Here is a 17,324-nt window from a genome sequence, read left to right on the forward strand (position 1 = left end):
GGAAATCGGATGCACGACATCGACGCCAAATCGAGCCGGCGCGACGGCCCCATGGCACGTCCGGCCGCCGAACCGATCACCTTCGGCGGAACGATCGGGTTGTTCACGCCGGCGGAAGGCTCGGCAAGATCCCTTGCGGTGCTGTTTGCAAGTCCATGGGGGCTTGAGGAAATGTGCACACGAGGGTTCTGGCGCATCCTTGCCGAGCGGCTTGCGCACGAAGGCATCAGCAGCCTGCGCTTCGACTATCCCGGAACGGGCGATGCGCTCGATGAGGTTGTCTACCGCTCCGGCATCGAAACCTGGGCGAAGACATTTGTTGACGCCGCAAATCTCCTTGGGCAACGGTCGGGTTGCGACCGTGTTGTAATCGTCGCTCAGGGTATCGGGGCAGTGGTCGCCACCCAAGCGGCCGAGCGAATTTCCGGATTGGACGGCATCGCTTTTCTCGCACCGGTCGTTTCGGGTCGCTTCCATGTTCGCGAGCTCTCTGCCTTCTCCCAGATTATCAATGACAAGCTCGGGCTGAAAAAAGAGACGGAGGCCGCAATCGAGATCGCCGGTCTTTCCATGCCGCAGGAGATCGTGGACGATCTGCGAAGCATCGATCTCATGAAGACGGACCAGGCGCTTGCAAGGAATGCGATCGTCTTCTCCCGAAGCGACCGCCCGGCGGACGGCACTTTTGCGGCGCACCTGCGTGAACTTGGCGGAAATGTTCTCGAAGCGCCGTTTGAAGGTTATGAGAAACTCACATCCAATCCGACCGTTGCGGTCGTGCCTGAAACGATCGTCTCGCAACTGGTCTCCTGGGTCGTGGGCTTGGCCCCCGGGGAAAGTGCCGTTCGAGCGCCTTGGGTGTCGGAACATGCGTCCACCCATCACGGGGCCGATTATGCAGAGACTGCGGTGAGGCTCGGCCGTGGCGGAAGGCTGTTCGGCATCATCTGCAAACCCTTGAAACAGGATGCGGAGAAGAAGCCCACGGTGCTGCTCTTGTCGTCGGGCTATGACCGTCTTGCCGGATGGGGGCGCTCGACGGTCGAGGTCGCACGGTCTCTTGCGAGAGACGGCATCAGTTCGCTGCGCTTCGATTGCGCCAATGTGGCCGACAGCCCGCCGGTGGCCGGCCATACGGGCCAGGTTCTCTATGACGATGTCCAGGTGGCGGACGTCTGGGAAGCCATCGACTTTCTCGAAAGCTGCGGCATGGCTCCGGTGGTGACGGCAGGGCGCTGCAGCGGTGCCTATCTCGGATTTCAATCCGCCCTTGGTGATCCACGGATTGTCGGGTTGATTGGCGTCAACCCGGTGGTCTTTCAATGGGAGGAAGGACGATCAGTCGACGAGGCGCTTGAAAACCCGGTGCAGACCCTGGAGCATTATAGGCGACGTCTCTTCGAACGCGGGGCTTTGACGCGCATTTTGAGGGGGGAAGTCAATGTCGTACAGAAGGCGGCTGAAATATTCGGACGGTTGGCGAAACGCGCTGTCCGGCCTGTGGCAAGGGCCGCCGGGGGGGTGTCGGCACGAGAGCGCGCCGTTCTTGCAGGTTTTCATGCGCTTCACGGCCGGAGCGTTCCAGTCTCGCTTCTCTACAGCGCCGGAGACATAGGGCTGGAGGAACTGACGCATTTTTTCGGCAGGGATGCAAAGGGCATGCGTCGTTTCCCGAACGTCACGTTTTCGGTGGTGCAGGAAGCTGACCACAATTTTACGCCAAGGCATGCCCGCGCAGCCTATCTCAACGCCATATGTTCCGTGGTCTCGTCAGCCGCCAAGCACGCTGATCGGCATGATATTCCGCTTTGACGGGCAGAGGACGAACGTCCTTGGAGACGATCACGGCGACCGGCGCGCTCTGCCCTTCATTCAGCAGTGGTGCTGATCCGCATCCGATCAGGGGAGGTCACCCCATCAAACTGAAGCGGCCTGCCCCGCGCAACCGTGCGAGAACACGGTAATACAGGGACACGACAAGAGGGAACGGCTTGCGTATTACCGCGATCTTCTTGACGTAATTGTCTATGCGCCACGTGGCCCAGGTGCCTGCTTTGAAATATGCCAGATCGCCGGTTCGAAGGATGCGCATGGTGCCGTCTTCCGCAGTCACATGGACTTCGCCTTCCAAAATCACCACGATTTCGTCCCAGCCGAAGAACCAGCGGAATTGGCCGGCAGTGCAGTCCCAAACGGCCGTCGTCGCGCATTTGTCGTCTGCCTGGGAATGATTTGCCGCGCGGGCGACGGGATTGCCGGAGATTACCCAAGTCGGCTCGATCGGCCTCGGTTCCATCACCAATCCATGCGGACAGGAAGCCACAAGAGGCTCTTGTTGATGACGCTCCGGCAAATAGGATTTATATCGCACGGCGAAAGTCGCGGCAGCGGCTGCCAAGATCTGCCAACTCATAGGATCCCCCTTCAGCTTTTCACCCCGCATTATATCGCTTGGAGGTAAGCTGCCTGTTACGCAGAAGCTTCAAAGTTTAGCCATCAGGCCGCTTTGGACGACTGCCTTGGCTTCTTTTCGCAATGGATCGAAGTCCCGGAATTCAATGTGGCAGGTTTCAGCTATCCCAATCGTCGAACCGACGATCGACGTACCTCATCCAGTCGCCCAGATTCCCGAAGAGAACCGCAAGATCGTATTTCCATTCAAGCATAAGCAGAGTCCAGCTCATGCCTTCTGAGGCGAAGCCTCGCTGAGCAAGCTGGCTTCGAAGGAAGTCCATCTTTGCGGTGGGCGAAGATAGAATAGAAGAGCTATAGCCAGTCGAGGATTCTACAGGACTCGGTTGCGTTCCATCAGAGAAATTTCCAGTGCCGATCATATCAAATCCTCCATAGGACAGGAAACGACAGCTCATGAACAGGCTAATGTGCCTGCCAGGTTAAAATATGTCGTAAAGCGATATAAGTTCAAGGAAAGGGTGGAGCGAGCCGGCACAATAGCTCGTGATCGCCATGGGAGAGATCAAGACGTGACCGCTCTTCAGGCAGATATGGCGGCTAGGGCCAGGGTCACTTTCACACGGCGATCTGAAGTCCTTTCTTCCCGGAATCCTAACGATCTTTCTGCAGGTCGCTGAGGAGTTCGATGAGACGCGGCGCCATGTCGCGAACCTCGGTCAGATGGATGGCGCTCAGCCGCCTCAACACGTCGTCGGCGCGCTCGGTCAGGAGCAATGTCTGGCGACGCTTGTCGGCCGGATCCGAGCGGCGAGTCACGTAGCCGGCAAGCACCAGCCGGTGGACCAGTTCCGACGTGCTGTGCGGTGCGATCAGCAGCCTTTCCGCCAGCACGCCGATCGTCATCGGCTCTTCCGCGCGATAACCCTTGATCGCCAGCAGCGCCTGGTGCTGCTGGCTCGGAAGCCCCTCCTCCTGCGCCGCCGATGTCGAGAAATCGAGGAACCGCCGCAGCGTGTAACGCAGCTCGGCGAGCGCCTCGTAGCCGCCCTCGGAGAGTGTTTCGCCGGTGAATTTCATGCCCTCGCTCCGTGCCCTGCAGCCGATCCAACGTCCACGCCGACACCAATCAGTCCCACTCGATCAGGCGGTCAAGCGCATCGAGGAACAACGCCCGATTGCCGGGGCCTCCCAGTTTTTCGAGAAGCTTGCGCTCATAGCTTCGCTGCCGCTTTTCTGCTTCGGAAAGCAGGGAGAGCCCGTCGGGCGTCAGATCGATCTTCCTAGCGCGCCGGTCACCTTCCACAGGCGTTCGAAGGACCAGGTGACGGCGTACCAGACGGTTGACGAGGGCGACGAAATTGGCACGTTTCAGTACCAGCAGGTCGGCGAGTTCTGCTTGACCGGCTTCCGGCATGCGTTTCAGCAGCAGCAATAGGGCCAACTCGGCCGGACGCAGTTCAAGATCGTGAAAGTGACGGGAGAACTGCTCGAATGTGGCGAGCTGTGCACGCCTCAGCTTGTAGCCCAGAATGTCATCCAACACTCCAGCCGAAGGCTGCAGCTGTCGGTCGTGGGGCGCTGCATTGTCGTAAGCCTGTTTTTTTACCGCTGACGGGGCCATGTTTTCCTTTCGAAGCACGAAGGCGATTATCCACGGTAAAAGAGAGAAAGACCGGGCATAAGGATAACCACTAATAGCACAATAAGCATGATTGCGATGAACGGCACGACCGCTTTGCACGTCGTGAGGAAACTTTGTTTGAAGACGGTGGAAGCGATGATCACATTGATCGCAACCGGCGGCATCACGTAGCCGATCTGCAGGTTTACGATGATGATGATGGCAAAATGAACCGGATCAAAACCGTAAGCCGCGCCGATTGGGGCAAGAAGCGGTGCCAGGATGATGATTGCCGACCCTTCATCCATCAACGCGCCGGCGATGAGGAGAAGCAGGTTCACCGCAACGAGCATCTGCCATTCGCTCGATAGTTGCGATCGCGCCCATTCGACCAGCGATTGTGGGACGCCTTCGTAATCCAAAATGGTATTGAGGCTGCCCGCAAAGGCGATGATCGGCATCATGGTGCCGAGCAGCTTCACCGTTTCTACGCCGATGGAAAAAATCTCGCCCGCCGAAAGCTCTCGATGGATCAGCGTTTCCACCACCAGGGCATATCCAAGGGAAACGGCTGCCGCTTCGGTGACCGTAAATATTCCGGAATAGATGCCGCCCAGCAAGATCACTGGCATCAGGAGGGCGGAAATGCCGTGCCTGAGCGCGGACAACAGTTCGGAGAATTGAAAGGCCGTGCGAACGGAGTGAAAATTGACAAAAACCGTGTAGATGCACATCAGCAAGGTCATCAGCAGGCCCGGTCCCCAGCCGGCCTTGAAAAGATCCGTGACAGAAACATCCGTCGAAATCCCGTAGAGCACCATAAGGATGCTTGGGGGGATAATGACACCCAAGGTTCCGCCCGAACATAGCACCCCGAGCGCGTAACGAACCGAGTAGCCGTTCTTGACGAGAGCAGGATACATCAAGGCTCCGATCGCCATCATCGTGACGATCCCCGAGCCGGAAATCGCCGAAAACATCGCCATGGCCAATACCGCGGCCATCCCAAGACCACCCGGCAGAGGACCTGTGAGCGCGGTCATGATCCGCACGAGGCGGGCAGCGATCGTCCCTTGCGACATGATCACGCCGGCAAAGATAAACATCGGAATTGACAGCAGAAGTTCACGATCCAGCGTGAACCAGAGATCTTGGATGAGGTATTCCATCGCGCTTGCCGACGCGATGAACACATGAATGACGCCCACCAGCACCGCGAGCGTCAGGATGACGTTCTGGCGCAAGAAGGTCAGGATGAGGAAAATAGGGAATAACAGGAACGCGCTCATGCTGCAGCCTCTGCCTCCTGCGGCTGGAGGGCAGGAAAGAGGGCATAAATTATGTAGCGAACCGCGCCCGAGAGGAACATCCAGACGAGAACCGATTGGATCGGCCATACCAAGATCGCGAGCGAGGGATCCGTCTCGCCGAAATCACGCGTTTGTGCGACATAAAATGCGGCCCAGTAGACGAAGAAAATGCAGATTGCCGCACTGACCACGTTGGCCACGCGGCCCAAGGCCGGCTCCCAGCTTCTGGGCACCAGGGCGTCGAGCGCCGTAACCCGGATGTGGGATCCTGTGGCGATTGCGATCGGAAAACCGATCAAGGCCGCAATGGCGGTGGAATAGACCGCCACACGCAGCGAGCCGAACAGGCCGAACTGGAACAGCTCCCGCGTGAAAATATCGGCGAGCAATGCCGCCGCCGAAAGACATAAGAAAAAGACGGCGATGCCGCACTCGAGCCGAAAAAGAACTTGAAGAAAGCGTTGCGCGGCCCTAGCCCCGCGCTGGGGCGGCACGATTTGCTGCTCTTCAGACATGCTGCTGTCCTTGGCCTACGGTCTTGAACTCCTTCTGGAACCCACGGAGGCGACGAACGGCCCGGCGATACGGGAGGGGCCAGGTGGAGTCCTCGCCAAGCTCTTCCGCGGCCCGATGTGCCCAGTAAGGATCGTCGAGCTGTGCCCTTGCCATCATGATGACGTCCGCGGCGCCTTCGGCAATGATGGCCTCTGCCTGTCGTGCGTCGAAAATGACGCCGATCGCTGCGGTCGGCACATGCGTCTCGGACCGGATGCGGCGTGAAAAGGGCAGGTGATAGCCCGGAAAGACCGATACCTGTTCCTCTGCGACAAGGCCGGCGCTTGAACATTCGATCAGATCCGCGCCGGCGGCATGAAATTTGGAGGCCGCGCCGACCGCGTCGTCAGGCCCAAACCCGCCCGCAACCCAGTCCTCGCAACTGAGCCTGACGGAGAGAGGAAGTTCGTCGGGCCAGGCTGCACGGATAGCCTTCAGGACACGCAGTGGGTAAGCCAGCCGGCGATCCGGATCTCCGCCCCATTCGTCCGTGCGCCGGTTCGTCAGCGGCGAATAGAACGAGTGCATGAGGTATCCATGCGCGAAGTGGAGAGTAAGCAACCTGAAGCCTGCGAGATAAGCCAGGCGCGTGGCTTCTGTGAAAGCCAGTTCAACACAGTCGAGATCAGCGTCAGTCATCTCGTGGGGGCGCTGATAGTCGCCGAACGGAATTGCGCTCGGACCGTAGACGGGCCAAGACGCATCAGGTGGAAGAGCGTCGTTTCCTTCCCATGGCCGATTGCGCGCACTCTTACGGCCGCCGTGAGCCAGCTGGATCGCTGGTACGCTACCCTGCGAAGAGATGAAATCGGTGACCGGACGCAGAGCCTCGGCATGTGCCGGGGACCAGAGGCCGAGACATCCGGGCGTCAGCCGGCCGGCCGGTTCGACTGCGGTCGCCTCCGCGATGACCAGTCCCGTTCCGCCTACCGCGCGGGAGCCGAGATGGACCAGGTGCCAGGGCGAGGCGATCCCGTCGGTTGCCATGTACTGACACATCGGGGACATCGCGATACGATTCGGCAAGGTAACCGACCGCAATGCAAGCGGAGAGAAAAGAGCGCTCATGTGAAGGACCTCGAAACGTAAGAAAGAGGTAGCGCCGTCGGGCGCCACCCGATGCTTCCCGGAATCACCGCTGCGCGGCAAACTCCGTCTTGCCCTTCTTGATGGCCTCGTAGACCGTCTTGACGCGGTCGCTCATGGTGCCGATGAACTTTTCTATGTTGGGGGTTACGAGTGCCGCCCACTTCGCCCGTTGCTCGTCCGTCAGCTTGTAGAGTGTGCCGCCTTTTTCAGTGAACGCCTGAGCTCGCTGGTCCTGATCCGCCAGAAAGCGGTCGGTTGTCGAGAAGGGGGTCGGAGCCGCCTTCCGGATGGCTGCCTGGGTCTCTGCGGGAATCTTGTCCCACACGCGCTTGTTTACGAAATAGAGCCAGGGACTATGAATGTGATCGGTATAGACGAAGTGCTGGGCCACCGCCGCCCCCGGCGTCGTCGAATAGAAGCCGATCGGAAGATCTCCAGCCACGACCAGTCCCTGTTCGAGCGCCGGCCAGACGTCCGAAAGCGGGAGTTGCACGGGGATCGTGCCGATCGACTCCCAGAACATTCGGCCGCTCGCACTCGGAGACACTCTGGTTTTTTGTCCTTTCAGAGCGACGGGGTCGGAGCAGTTCATCTTGCAAAATACACCATTGTACCCTGCCTCCTGAACCGAGAGAAGGACGAGGCCCTTCTCTTCGAACATGGCAGCAAGCGGTTCCATCAAGTGGTGCGAATAGACGAAGTCGCGCTCTTTTCGGGAAATCCAGAGATAGGGGACGTTGAGCACGGCGATGTCGGGCATCGCGGCGGCGAGCGCGAGCGGCGATGTCACGCCGAAATCAAGGCGCCCCCGGAGCACTTGTTGGACCATCTCCTGCTCGTTGCCAACAAACTGGACTTCGATTTTGCCCAGCCCGTGGCTGGCTCCCGCCACGGCATTGGCAAATTCCTGGTCAAACGTTGCGCCCACATCGGGCGTGCGTTTGGCGGAAGCGAGCTTCCAATCCTCCTCGGCCGTTGCCGGGGCAGCCAATACCGAGAAGCCGAGGCCCACGGCCGCGGCCATGCTGTATATGGATTTCACGATGTACTCCTCCCTTGTTTTATTATGTCATTGACATAATCTTTCAGCGTACACCGATTCTGGGTTAACACAATGCTTTGGAGGTTGCAGACGTTGACCGGGTCGCAGCTAGAAGAACGTCCAAGGCAAGGCGGCTTAAGCGCCGCTCGGGAGGAGCCATGTTAAGTTCCAGCATTCCGGAGGTGCAGTACCTTCTCGATCGTCAAGCCATTCTTGATTGCGTCAATCGATACGCCCGAGGAATTGACCGGCATGACGACGACATGATCATCAGCGTTTATCATCCCGATGGAATCGACGAACACGGCGTGTTCGACGGGCACCCCGTGGAGTTTGCGAAATGGGCAAACGAATTCCATTCGGAAAACACATTCTCCCATACGCACAACATCACGACGCACAATTGCGAGATCGACGGCGACACCGCCCATGCTGAGTCCTATTGCCTCTATGCATTGCGGCGGAGGAACAAGAAAACCGTAATTCTGGGTGGCGGCCGTTATATCGATAAGCTGACAAAGGAAAACGGCGAGTGGCGGATCAAGCTACGCAAGCTGTATATCGACTGGCGAGCCGAGGCGGACGCGACCATTTTCGATACGCCCAACGGCTATCCTGAAGGCGCATGGGACCGCAGCGATGTCTCTTATCAGAGGCCTCTTACCCGCCGCAGCCAGGATTGAGGTTCTTCCGGTTGCTCCAAGTGGCGTTGGGCGCCGGGAGGGTTCACCTGCTATTCATGCACGACGAATTTACCCCATCGCTTGAGAATTGGTCACGCTTATATCCGTACTAGCTGGATTTCGGCGAGGCAGCCGGCGGGCGTTAACCGCTTCTCAACCGATGGCTCTGCGGTTCGACGTTGCTGGCTGTATCTGAAGTAGGTTCAATTCAACCAATGATCCCTTCTTATCGACCGGATCGAAACGCCGGAGTTCGACCTGCAGCGATGAGCGCGGAAGGGCCAAACAGCGGACCGACGCTGCTGCCACTGCCTCACGGAAGTCGGTCCGATAGTGAGCGCTCGGGTTTATCGACACGTCGATCTCCCTTCGACAAAGCGAGACAGTTCAAACGTCACAACCATTTGGCACGCTTGAAACCAACGTAGAGCACGGTGCATGACGCAGCGATGATGCCGAGAACCGTGAAATATCCATAGGTCATCTTGAGCTCCGGCATGTTCTCGAAATTCATTCCGTAAATTCCCGCGATCGCGGTCGGGACGGCAAGAATTGCCGCCCATGAGGCGAGTTGGCGGGTGATCGTTCCCTGCCGCTGCTGTTCGAGCAGGTTGCTGGCTTCGAATACGGAGGTAATGACCTCGCGTAGGCCTCCCACCATCTGCTCGACCCGGTGCATGTGCTGCAGGGCATCGCGGAAATAGGGCTTGGCTTCAACGTCGAGGCAGGGGAGGTCGAGATGCACGAGCTTGCCGCAGAGATCGAGCATGGCATCGAGCACGCGTTGGAACAGGATGACCTCGCGCCGCAGCCGGAAAATGCGCTTGATCTGGGCGCGGTCGAGGAAGCTGTCGAGCATTTTCCGCTCCATATCGAGGACGGAATCCTCGATGGTGCGGACGATCGGCAGATAGCCGTCGACGATGAAATCCAGGATGGCGTGAAGGATGTAGTCGGTGCCGTGGCGCAGTGTATGCGGCGAGGTCTCCAGCCGGCCGCGCAGCTCGCCATGGCCGCGATCCGAGCCGTGGCGAACGGTGATGATGTATCGGTCTCCCACGAAGATCGCCGTGCGGCCGTAGGTTATCCGGTCGCCCTCAAGCTTGGCCGTCTGGGCGAGAACGAAGATCTGGTCGTCGTAGGCGCTGAGTTTCGGGGTCTGCAGCGGGTTCAGCGCATCGTTGACGGAAAGTTCGTGCAGGCCGAAGCTTTTCTTGAGGAAGGCAAGCTCGTCCGGCGCCGGCTCATGCAGGCCGATCCAGATGAAATCGGTTTCCCGGGCAGGGATCGCGGCAGCGTGGAAGGGGACTTCCTCTATCCGTCTGCCATCACGGTAGAGATGGGATGCAATGACCGTCATGGCAGCCTCCTGCGCGATGCTGTATGGAACGCCTGCACGCCGTGGATAGCCAACCGCTTTGACACATATGTGAAAGCCGGTCGCAGGGTTCCCTCCGCGAGCGCAAACGCCACCTGCTGCCGCTCCTTCATGCGGTCTTCGTCCTGCGCAGGCGCGTCGCGCACCACTGCCAAGCAGGCGCGACGACATAGCCGACGGCCGGGATGGCCGCAAGTCCGACAAGGATGCCGACGAGACCCGAGCCGGCAGCCTGGACCAGCCAGGAAACCACGGCGCCGACGGCCGGCATCGCATGCGCGGCGCTTTCCCCGGCGTCGTGGAGGAGATGACTGAGCCAGACAAAACCGAAGGTTTCGGCGCCGTGCACGATGATGCCGCCGCCGACCCAGATCATCGCTGCCGTCCCGACCAGACCGAGCACCTTGAGAAGATAGGGCATGCCCTGCACCAGACCGCGCCCGAGCATGCGCAGGAACGCGCCCGCCTGGGAAGGGGAGGAGTGCTGGGCGAGCCAGAGGCCGAAATCGTCCGCCTTCACGATCAAGGCGACGACGCCGTAAACGGCAGCCGTGATCATCGTGCCGACCAGGGCGAGCACGAGCGCCTGCATCGCCAGACCTGCCTCGGACAGGGAGCCGAGGGTGATCGCCATGATCTCGGCCGACAGGATGAAATCGGTCCTGACGGCGCTCGCGACCTTTTCGTCCTCGAAGGTCTTCCGATCGACGCTGGTCGTCTCGAGCGCGGTCTCGTGGGCATGGGCAGCATGCGGCACGACAAGCTCGTAGACCTTCTCGGCGCCTTCATAGCAGAGGTAGAGCCCACCGAGCATGAGCAGCGGTGTCACGGCCTGCGGCAGAAGAAGGCTGAGCACGAGTGCGGCCGGCAGGAGGAACAGAAGCTTGTTCTTGAGGGAACCGACGGCGATCCTCGCGACGATCGGCAGTTCGCGCGCCGACGAAAGGCCGGTTACGTAACGCGGCGTGACGGCTGCGTCGTCGATCACGACGCCGGCGGCCTTGGCGCTGGCTCTGCCCGCTTGGGCGGCCACGTCGTCCAGGGAAGCGGCGGCCGCCTTCGCAAGGGCTGCGATATCATCAAGGAGGGCAATCAGGCCGACGCTCACAAGCAAACCTCTTGTTCAAGGACGATGGACAACGAGGATATCCAATCGGGCGGCAGCCAGGAAGAGGCGCCGCGACGGATGGTTGCGGCGCCTGATGGAGAGGTCGGTCACTCGGCCGGAACCGGGCTCAACCCGCTTTCGTCCATGGGGCGCTCGCGGCTTCCGCTCCGGGCGGCGGCCCGCGCCAGCACGTTCTGCCGGTTGACGGATTTGCGCTCGTCATCGATGCGGCGGATCAGGATTTCCGCACGCTCGATGGAGCCGAGAAGCGCCAGGATCGTGCCGCGTTCGCCGGCGCCGGCATTGGGACCGAGCGACAGGGTCTTCGCGCGCAGTTCTTCCAGTTTCGGATAGCTGACATGGCCCGCGGGCATCTTCGGATCGGCGACGCCGTAATCCGGCATGATCGTACGAAGTGCCGCATCGAGCCTGTCGAGCGCCGTGTTGACGATCGGTTCAGCCTGGCTGCCGAATTTCTCGCGCTTCACGCGGCGGGCGACCTGATGCATCGACTCCGTCAATGCGGCGGTGAAATCGGCTTCCTCGATCAGGCTGGCGATGAGGTCGAGCTGCTCGTAGGGCAGGTCTTCCTTCATCAGGTCGGCCGTGTATCGGCGGATGTCACGGCTGAGAATATCGGTCGCCAGGTAGTGCTCGCCGGGGTCCGAGGGAGCCTTCTTGTCGCCGCGGGCGATGTTGAGGAACACGGCGCCGGCCTGCAGATGGCGCGCCGTTTCCTGCTGGATGGCGGGGACGGCCTTGGCGACGTCATTGGCAAGCTTGCGGTCGAGGAATTTCGGCGTCGAGTAGTCCTCGATGTCCTCCTGGTCGGTGCGGCCGACGCGCGACAGCACGCGCTCGAACACGCCGGTGAAGGGGAAGAGCAGCAGCGTGTTGAAGACGTTGAAGACGGTCGAGTAGAGACCGACGGCGACCGGCACCAGCGGGAAGGTTTCCTTGCCGTCGACGACCACCGGGATGGCGGGGTCGCCGCCGAACCACTGCATCGCCCATTCGAGGATGCCGATGGAGACGAAGAAGAGGGGGACGGTGATGCAGACGCCGATGATGTTGAAGGAGATATGGGCGTAGGCTGCGCGCTTGGCGTTCTTCGAGAGATTGAGCGATGCCATCCAGGAGGTGATGGTCGTGCCGAGGTCGGCGCCGAGCGAGAAGGCGACCGCGGTCGTCCAGTCGAGGATGCCGGCGGCACCCAAGCCCATGACGATGCCGATGGTCGCCGAGGAGGAGTGGATCATCGCGGTGACGCCGGCGGCGATCAGCACGCACTTGATGAGGTTGAAATAGGAATCCGCCTTCAGCGTCTGCAGGAGTTCCATGACTTCAGGCAGGTTGCGCAGGGGGCGCAGACCGCCGGTCATCAGGTTGAGGCCGTAGAAGATCAGCGCGAAGCCCATGCAGGCGAGCGCGATGTTGCGGACCCTTTCGCTTTTCGCGAAGCAATAGATGAGCGCGAAGATGCCGCCGAGGATCAGACCGAGCGGTCCGAGCGGCAGTGCGATCAGGCCGTTGCCCAGCGTCGTGCCGATATTGGCGCCCATGATGACGCTGATGGCGGGGCGCAACCCCACCACGCCGGCATTGACGAGGCCGACGACCATGACGGTCATGGCGGTCGAGGATTGGATGACGCCGGTGATGAAGGTTCCCGCCAGCACGCCCTTGATCGGCGTGCCGGCCGCCTTGGCGAGGAATTCCCGCATGCGGTTAACGGAAAGCGCCTGGATGCCGTTGGCCATGAATTCCAGGCCGAGCATGAAGATGCCCAATCCGCCGATGACCGGCACCAGAATGTCCTTGAAGATATCGATTTCCATGGGAAGACTCGTTTCTATTGGAGCAAATACGGTGGTCCGGGCCTAGTTGCCGACGGGGCCCAGGTTCGCGGTCCAGTACGCTTCGATCTGGCTGGCAAGCGCCGGCGAGACGGGGATGTAGCCGAGAGCACTCGCCTCGTCGCCGCCGCGGCTGAAGGCAAGCCTGAACAGGTCGAGCACGCGGTTGATGCGTTCTTCCCCGCGGTTCTTCGGCACGACGGCATAGGTCACGACCGCCATCGGATAGACTTTTTCGCCGGCAGGATTGGTCGTGTCGGCGGAAAATCCGGTCGCACCGTCCCAGGCGACGGTCTCCAGGCCTGCCTTGAACGTCTCCGGGCTCGGGCGGACGAAGGCTCCGGACTGATTTTGCAGCGCAGCGAAGGGAAGGCCGAGCCGGAGGACCTGGCCGTATTCGAGATAGGCGATGCTGTTCTTCGTCGCCGCCGTCAGGCTCGCCAGGCCGCCGGTGCCTTTTTCACCGCGGCCGAGCGGCCATTTGACGAGCGTGCCGGCGCCGAGCTTGCCGGCCCATTCCGGGCTGACCTTGGAGAGGAAGCTTGTGAAGGTGAACGTCGAGCCGGAACCATCCTCGCGATGCAGCACCTCGATCGCCGCATCGGGAAGCGTAAGATCCGGGTTCAGCGCCTTGATGGTCGGGTCCGACCATCTGGTGACCTTGCCGAGATAGATATCGGCGAGCACCGGCCCGGAAAGACGCAGGGTGCCGGCCCCGACATTGTCGAGATTGGCGACGACCACGATGCCGCCCATGACGATCGGGAACTGCACGAGCCCGCGTTTCTTCAGTTCCTCCGCCGGCAGGGGCGTGTCGGTCGCGGCGAAATCCGTTTCCGGCTGGTTAAGACGCATGACGCCTGCGAGCGAGCCGACCGGCTCGTAATCGACCTGCCAGTCGGGCGAGGTGAAGTCGCCGCCATCCGTGCGCATCGCCTCATAATCACGGGACCAGAGATGGATGATCGGAGCGGCGAAGGTCGAGCCGCCGCCGCGTATCGGCTCGGCATGGGCATTCGCGGCGGAAAACGTGATGGCGCCGAGCATCAGCGCGATCCTGCACCAGGCGCTGCAGGCAGAGGGCCGGAAAATATTCATTATGAATCTCCCCTCGATAATACGCGCGCCGCCAACAGAAGGCCCCGCCGTCCCGGCGGTCTGTTGCAGATTGCCGGGCACCAAGTGCCGGATGATTTAAGGCGTCAAACGTCTACCCCACGTATTGACCGTTTATTTACTAATCCTATTACTTGACGATGAAATGACAGTATTGTTTTTTGCCAAAACAGCCGTCCGGATCACGCGGGAACGTCTGTCATCTCCATGAAATGTCGATGTGCTCCAACCTTGCGAAGAACGCCTGCGCCAAGCGACGATGGAGAACCCGATGAACGACGCGAGCCAGCCGAAAACCCTTGCCAACCGAACCGCCCTCATCACCGGCTCCACGAGCGGGATCGGGCTTGCCATGGCCCGCCGGTTTGCCGCTGCGGGGGCGAACATCGTCATCAACGGTCTCGGCGAGGCCGATGCGATCGAGACGGAACGCGCCGGCATCGAGGCGGAATTCGGCGTGCGCTGCATCTATTCGCCGGCCAACATGCTCTCTGGCGCCGAGATCGGCGACATGGTGAAGCTCGCGCTCGAAAGCTTCGGCGGCTGCGATATCCTCGTCAACAATGCCGGCATCCAGCACGTCTCGCCGATCGAGGAGTTCCCAGACGAGAAATGGCAGGCGATCATCCAGATCAACCTGATCGCCGCCTTCCATTCCATCAAGGCGGCGCTGCCGGCGATGAAGCAGCGCGGCTTCGGCCGCATCATCAACGTCGCCTCCGCCCATGCGCTCGTGGCCTCGCCCTACAAGTCCGCCTATGTGGCCGCCAAGCACGGCATCGCCGGGCTTACCAAGACCGTGGCGCTGGAAGCGGCCACCGACGGCGTCACCGTCAATGCCATCTGCCCGGGCTATGTGTGGACGCCGCTGGTGGAAAAGCAGATCCCCGACACGATGGCGGCGCGCGGCCTTACCAAGGAACAGGTCATCCATGACGTGCTTCTCGAAGCGCAGCCGACGAAGCAGTTCGTAACGGTGGATCACATCGCCGGCCTCGCCTTGTTCCTGGCCAGCGACGAGGCCGCGTCGATGACCGGCGCGATCCTTTCGGTCGATGGCGGCTGGACGGCGCATTGAGCGGCATCCGCAGGATTTCTCATCTCAAGGAACGAGGGATATGAAAGTCACCGACGTCCGCAATGTCTATGCCATGCCGCTGACGAACCCCGCCTATCCGAAGGGGCCCTATCGTTTCGTCGACCGGGAATATGTCATCATCAGCTACCGCACGGATCCCGATGCGCTCAGGGCCGTCGTGCCGGAACCGCTGGAGATCGCCGAGCCCGTCGTCAAGTACGAATTCATCAGGATGCCCGACTCCACCGGCTTCGGCGACTACACGGAATCCGGCCAGGTGATCCCGGTCCGCTTCGAGGGGCAGGAGGGCGTCTATGTGCACGCCATGTATCTCGACGACGACGCCCCGATCGCAGGCGGCCGGGAAATCTGGGGTTTCCCCAAGAAGCTCGCCTATCCCAAGCTCGTGCACGAGGGCGAGGTCATCGTCGGCACGCTGCATTACGGCTCGGTGCTCTGCGCCAGCGCCAGCATGGGCTACAAGCACCGTCCGCTCGATACCGCGGAGATCGCCCATTCGCTTGCCAAGCCGAATTTCCTGATCAAGATCATCCCGCACGTCGATGCGACGCCGCGCATCTGCGAGCTGGTGCGCTATCATCTCGAAGACATCACCGTGAAGGGGGCCTGGACGGGACCGGCCGATCTGCAGCTCTTCCGCCACGTCGTTGCCGACGTCGTCCGCCTGCCGGTCGTGGAGATCGTTTCGGCCGTACATTTCATCGCCGACCTGACCCTGGGCCTCGGCGAGGTCGTGCATGACTACCTGAATGAGCTGAGATAGGGCATTTCCGTCTTTATCAGGACGTGCTCCATCTCTTTGTTTTCATGCAACTCCGGATGCAAAGCGCTACGGGCTCGTGCCGGACTTGCTCTGGGGGACAAAAGCAATGGACGAGGCAATCAAGGGCAGGCCCAAGTTGGATTCCGACATGCCGGGCATCGCGGAACTGGTCGCCGCCTATCAGTCGGTCGGGCTGGTCTTCCAGGGCGGCGGCGCGCTCGGGGCCTATCAGGCCGGCATGTACCAGGCGCTCGACGAGGCGGGTATTGAGGCGAACTGGCTGTCGGGCGTCTCGATCGGCGCGATCAATGCGGCGATTATCGCCGGCAACAGGCGGGGCGACCGGCTGGACCGGCTGCGCAATTTTTGGGAGACCATCTCCAGCCGGAAGATCTGGTCCTATACGCCGGATGGAGATCTGTTCCGCAAGCTGCGCAACCAGACGAGCTCGTGGATGACGATGGCAGCAGGCCTTCCGGGTTTCTTTTCGCCGCACCGGATCAATCCGTGGTTCCAGCTTGCGGGTGCGACCGGCGCGACCAGCTTCTACGACACGTCCGAACTCGAGAACACGCTCAACCGCCTGATCGACTGGAAGGTGCTGAGCGATCGCAGCCACCGCCTCAGCGTCGGGGCGGTGAACGTCCGCACCGGCAACTACCGCTATTTCGATAGCCACTTGGAAGTGCTGGGCTCGCGGCACATCATGGCCTCAGGCGCTCTTCCGCCCGCCTTTCCCGCGATCCTCATCGAAAACGAATATTATTGGGACGGCGGTATCGTCTCCAACACGCCGCTGCAATATCTGCTGGAGCAGGACGACGTGCACGACACGCTGGTGTTCCAGGTCGATCTCTTCAGCGCGCGCGGCATCCTGCCGCGCGACATGGCGGATGTGCTCGCCCGCCACAAGGACATCATGTATTCCAGCCGGACGCGCAATAACACCGATACGTTCCGCCGTATGCACAATATGCGGTTGAGGCTGCACCGGGCGCTAATGCGTGTGCCGCCCGAAAACTTGACGGACGAAGACCGCCAGTTCCTCGCCAAGATGGAGGATGTACCGCAGATCAATATCGTTCATCTCATCTATCAGCAGAAGATCTATGAGAGCGACGCGAAGGACTATGAATTTTCCGGCACGTCGATGCGGGAGCACTGGGACTCTGGCTACCAGGACACGCGCAAGACGCTGAAGCACCGCCAATGGTTTGAGAAGCCGCCGGAATGGATCGGCATGAACGTGCACGACGTGCATCGGGATGACCCAAACTGATCATATATTT

16 protein-coding genes are annotated in these 17,324 nt (G+C 60.8%); 5 read left to right on the forward strand and 11 right to left on the reverse strand.

Going from position 1 to position 17,324, the window contains the following annotated elements:
• The first annotated feature begins 9 nt into the window (after positions 1–9).
• Positions 10–1,812 carry an alpha/beta fold hydrolase gene (locus tag ACMGE0_RS22010; RefSeq protein WP_436818022.1) on the forward strand — a complete coding sequence of 601 codons (1,803 nt, stop codon included), beginning with the start codon at positions 10–12 and terminating at the stop codon, positions 1,810–1,812.
• A 97-nt stretch (positions 1,813–1,909) separates the two neighbouring features.
• Here ACMGE0_RS22010 and ACMGE0_RS22015 read toward each other — a convergent pair whose 3' ends face one another.
• From ACMGE0_RS22015 to ACMGE0_RS22045, 7 genes are all read right to left on the reverse strand, one after another.
• The gene (locus ACMGE0_RS22015) at positions 1,910–2,413 is read right to left on the reverse strand and encodes a cupin domain-containing protein (RefSeq protein ID WP_436818023.1); all 504 of its coding nucleotides are present in this window, start codon (positions 2,411–2,413) and stop codon (positions 1,910–1,912) included.
• 653 nt (positions 2,414–3,066) lie between these two features.
• On the reverse strand, positions 3,067–3,492 hold the full coding sequence (locus ACMGE0_RS22020) for a MarR family winged helix-turn-helix transcriptional regulator (protein WP_436818024.1): 426 nt from the start codon (positions 3,490–3,492) through the stop codon (positions 3,067–3,069).
• 49 nt (positions 3,493–3,541) lie between these two features.
• A complete protein-coding gene (locus tag ACMGE0_RS22025; RefSeq protein ID WP_436818025.1) occupies positions 3,542–4,036 on the reverse strand; it encodes a MarR family winged helix-turn-helix transcriptional regulator in 495 nt (164 codons plus the stop codon).
• Positions 4,037–4,062: 26 nt separating this feature from the next.
• Positions 4,063–5,325: a TRAP transporter large permease gene (locus ACMGE0_RS22030; protein WP_436818026.1), complete on the reverse strand. Its 1,263-nt coding sequence runs from the start codon at positions 5,323–5,325 to the stop codon at positions 4,063–4,065.
• Positions 5,322–5,861 carry a TRAP transporter small permease gene (locus ACMGE0_RS22035; RefSeq protein WP_436818027.1) on the reverse strand — a complete coding sequence of 180 codons (540 nt, stop codon included), beginning with the start codon at positions 5,859–5,861 and terminating at the stop codon, positions 5,322–5,324. The genes ACMGE0_RS22030 and ACMGE0_RS22035 overlap by 4 nt, the downstream gene beginning before the upstream one ends.
• Positions 5,854–7,017, reverse strand: coding sequence for an NADH:flavin oxidoreductase/NADH oxidase (locus tag ACMGE0_RS22040; RefSeq protein WP_436818028.1), 1,164 nt, complete (start codon positions 7,015–7,017; stop codon positions 5,854–5,856). The genes ACMGE0_RS22035 and ACMGE0_RS22040 overlap by 8 nt, the downstream gene beginning before the upstream one ends.
• Positions 7,018–7,033: 16 nt before the next feature.
• On the reverse strand, positions 7,034–8,032 hold the full coding sequence (locus ACMGE0_RS22045; RefSeq protein ID WP_436818029.1) for a TRAP transporter substrate-binding protein: 999 nt from the start codon (positions 8,030–8,032) through the stop codon (positions 7,034–7,036).
• A 158-nt stretch (positions 8,033–8,190) separates the two neighbouring features.
• Here ACMGE0_RS22045 and ACMGE0_RS22050 point away from each other — a divergent pair, with 158 nt between their 5' ends.
• Complete coding sequence (locus ACMGE0_RS22050; RefSeq protein WP_436818030.1) at positions 8,191–8,715, forward strand: nuclear transport factor 2 family protein; 525 nt, start codon at positions 8,191–8,193, stop codon at positions 8,713–8,715.
• Positions 8,716–9,109: 394 nt separating this feature from the next.
• Here ACMGE0_RS22050 and ACMGE0_RS22055 read toward each other — a convergent pair whose 3' ends face one another.
• From ACMGE0_RS22055 to pstS, 4 genes are all read right to left on the reverse strand, one after another.
• Positions 9,110–10,075, reverse strand: a complete 966-nt coding sequence (locus ACMGE0_RS22055) for a magnesium and cobalt transport protein CorA (protein ID WP_436818031.1) — start codon at positions 10,073–10,075, stop codon at positions 9,110–9,112.
• A 127-nt stretch (positions 10,076–10,202) separates the two neighbouring features.
• Positions 10,203–11,201 carry a DUF808 domain-containing protein gene (locus tag ACMGE0_RS22060; protein WP_436818032.1) on the reverse strand — a complete coding sequence of 333 codons (999 nt, stop codon included), beginning with the start codon at positions 11,199–11,201 and terminating at the stop codon, positions 10,203–10,205.
• 107 nt (positions 11,202–11,308) lie between these two features.
• A complete protein-coding gene (locus tag ACMGE0_RS22065; RefSeq protein WP_436818033.1) occupies positions 11,309–13,039 on the reverse strand; it encodes a Na/Pi cotransporter family protein in 1,731 nt (576 codons plus the stop codon).
• 42 nt (positions 13,040–13,081) lie between these two features.
• Entirely contained in the window at positions 13,082–14,155 is a 1,074-nt protein-coding gene (gene pstS / locus ACMGE0_RS22070) for a phosphate ABC transporter substrate-binding protein PstS (protein WP_436818034.1), read from the reverse strand.
• A gap of 289 nt (positions 14,156–14,444) precedes the next feature.
• Here pstS and ACMGE0_RS22075 point away from each other — a divergent pair, with 289 nt between their 5' ends.
• From ACMGE0_RS22075 to ACMGE0_RS22085, 3 genes are all read left to right on the forward strand, one after another.
• Complete coding sequence (locus ACMGE0_RS22075) at positions 14,445–15,251, forward strand: 3-hydroxybutyrate dehydrogenase (RefSeq protein ID WP_436818035.1); 807 nt, start codon at positions 14,445–14,447, stop codon at positions 15,249–15,251.
• 40 nt (positions 15,252–15,291) lie between these two features.
• Positions 15,292–16,035 (forward strand): acetoacetate decarboxylase, encoded by a 744-nt coding sequence (locus ACMGE0_RS22080; RefSeq protein ID WP_436818036.1) that lies wholly within the window; start codon positions 15,292–15,294, stop codon positions 16,033–16,035.
• A 148-nt stretch (positions 16,036–16,183) separates the two neighbouring features.
• Positions 16,184–17,314 carry a patatin-like phospholipase family protein gene (locus tag ACMGE0_RS22085; RefSeq protein ID WP_436818080.1) on the forward strand — a complete coding sequence of 377 codons (1,131 nt, stop codon included), beginning with the start codon at positions 16,184–16,186 and terminating at the stop codon, positions 17,312–17,314.
• Positions 17,315–17,324 lie beyond the last annotated feature (10 nt).

This window comes from Neorhizobium descurainiae, from assembly GCF_051400715.1.
GTDB lineage: Bacteria > Pseudomonadota > Alphaproteobacteria > Rhizobiales > Rhizobiaceae > Neorhizobium.

Excerpts from the sequence above, each read along its gene's own strand:
- ACMGE0_RS22055 (WP_436818031.1), bottom strand. The coding sequence starts at position 10,075 with ATGACGGTCATTGCATCCCATCTCTACCGTGATGGCAGACGGATAGAG.
- ACMGE0_RS22035 (WP_436818027.1), bottom strand. The coding sequence starts at position 5,861 with ATGTCTGAAGAGCAGCAAATCGTGCCGCCCCAGCGCGGGGCTAGGGCC.
- ACMGE0_RS22050 (WP_436818030.1), top strand. The coding sequence starts at position 8,191 with ATGTTAAGTTCCAGCATTCCGGAGGTGCAGTACCTTCTCGATCGTCAA.
- ACMGE0_RS22025 (WP_436818025.1), bottom strand. The coding sequence starts at position 4,036 with ATGGCCCCGTCAGCGGTAAAAAAACAGGCTTACGACAATGCAGCGCCC.
- pstS (WP_436818034.1), bottom strand. The coding sequence starts at position 14,155 with ATGAATATTTTCCGGCCCTCTGCCTGCAGCGCCTGGTGCAGGATCGCG.
- ACMGE0_RS22080 (WP_436818036.1), top strand. The coding sequence starts at position 15,292 with ATGAAAGTCACCGACGTCCGCAATGTCTATGCCATGCCGCTGACGAAC.
- ACMGE0_RS22065 (WP_436818033.1), bottom strand. The coding sequence starts at position 13,039 with ATGGAAATCGATATCTTCAAGGACATTCTGGTGCCGGTCATCGGCGGA.
- ACMGE0_RS22010 (WP_436818022.1), top strand. The coding sequence starts at position 10 with ATGCACGACATCGACGCCAAATCGAGCCGGCGCGACGGCCCCATGGCA.
- ACMGE0_RS22015 (WP_436818023.1), bottom strand. The coding sequence starts at position 2,413 with ATGAGTTGGCAGATCTTGGCAGCCGCTGCCGCGACTTTCGCCGTGCGA.
- ACMGE0_RS22030 (WP_436818026.1), bottom strand. The coding sequence starts at position 5,325 with ATGAGCGCGTTCCTGTTATTCCCTATTTTCCTCATCCTGACCTTCTTG.
- ACMGE0_RS22085 (WP_436818080.1), top strand. The coding sequence starts at position 16,184 with ATGCCGGGCATCGCGGAACTGGTCGCCGCCTATCAGTCGGTCGGGCTG.
- ACMGE0_RS22020 (WP_436818024.1), bottom strand. The coding sequence starts at position 3,492 with ATGAAATTCACCGGCGAAACACTCTCCGAGGGCGGCTACGAGGCGCTC.
- ACMGE0_RS22075 (WP_436818035.1), top strand. The coding sequence starts at position 14,445 with ATGAACGACGCGAGCCAGCCGAAAACCCTTGCCAACCGAACCGCCCTC.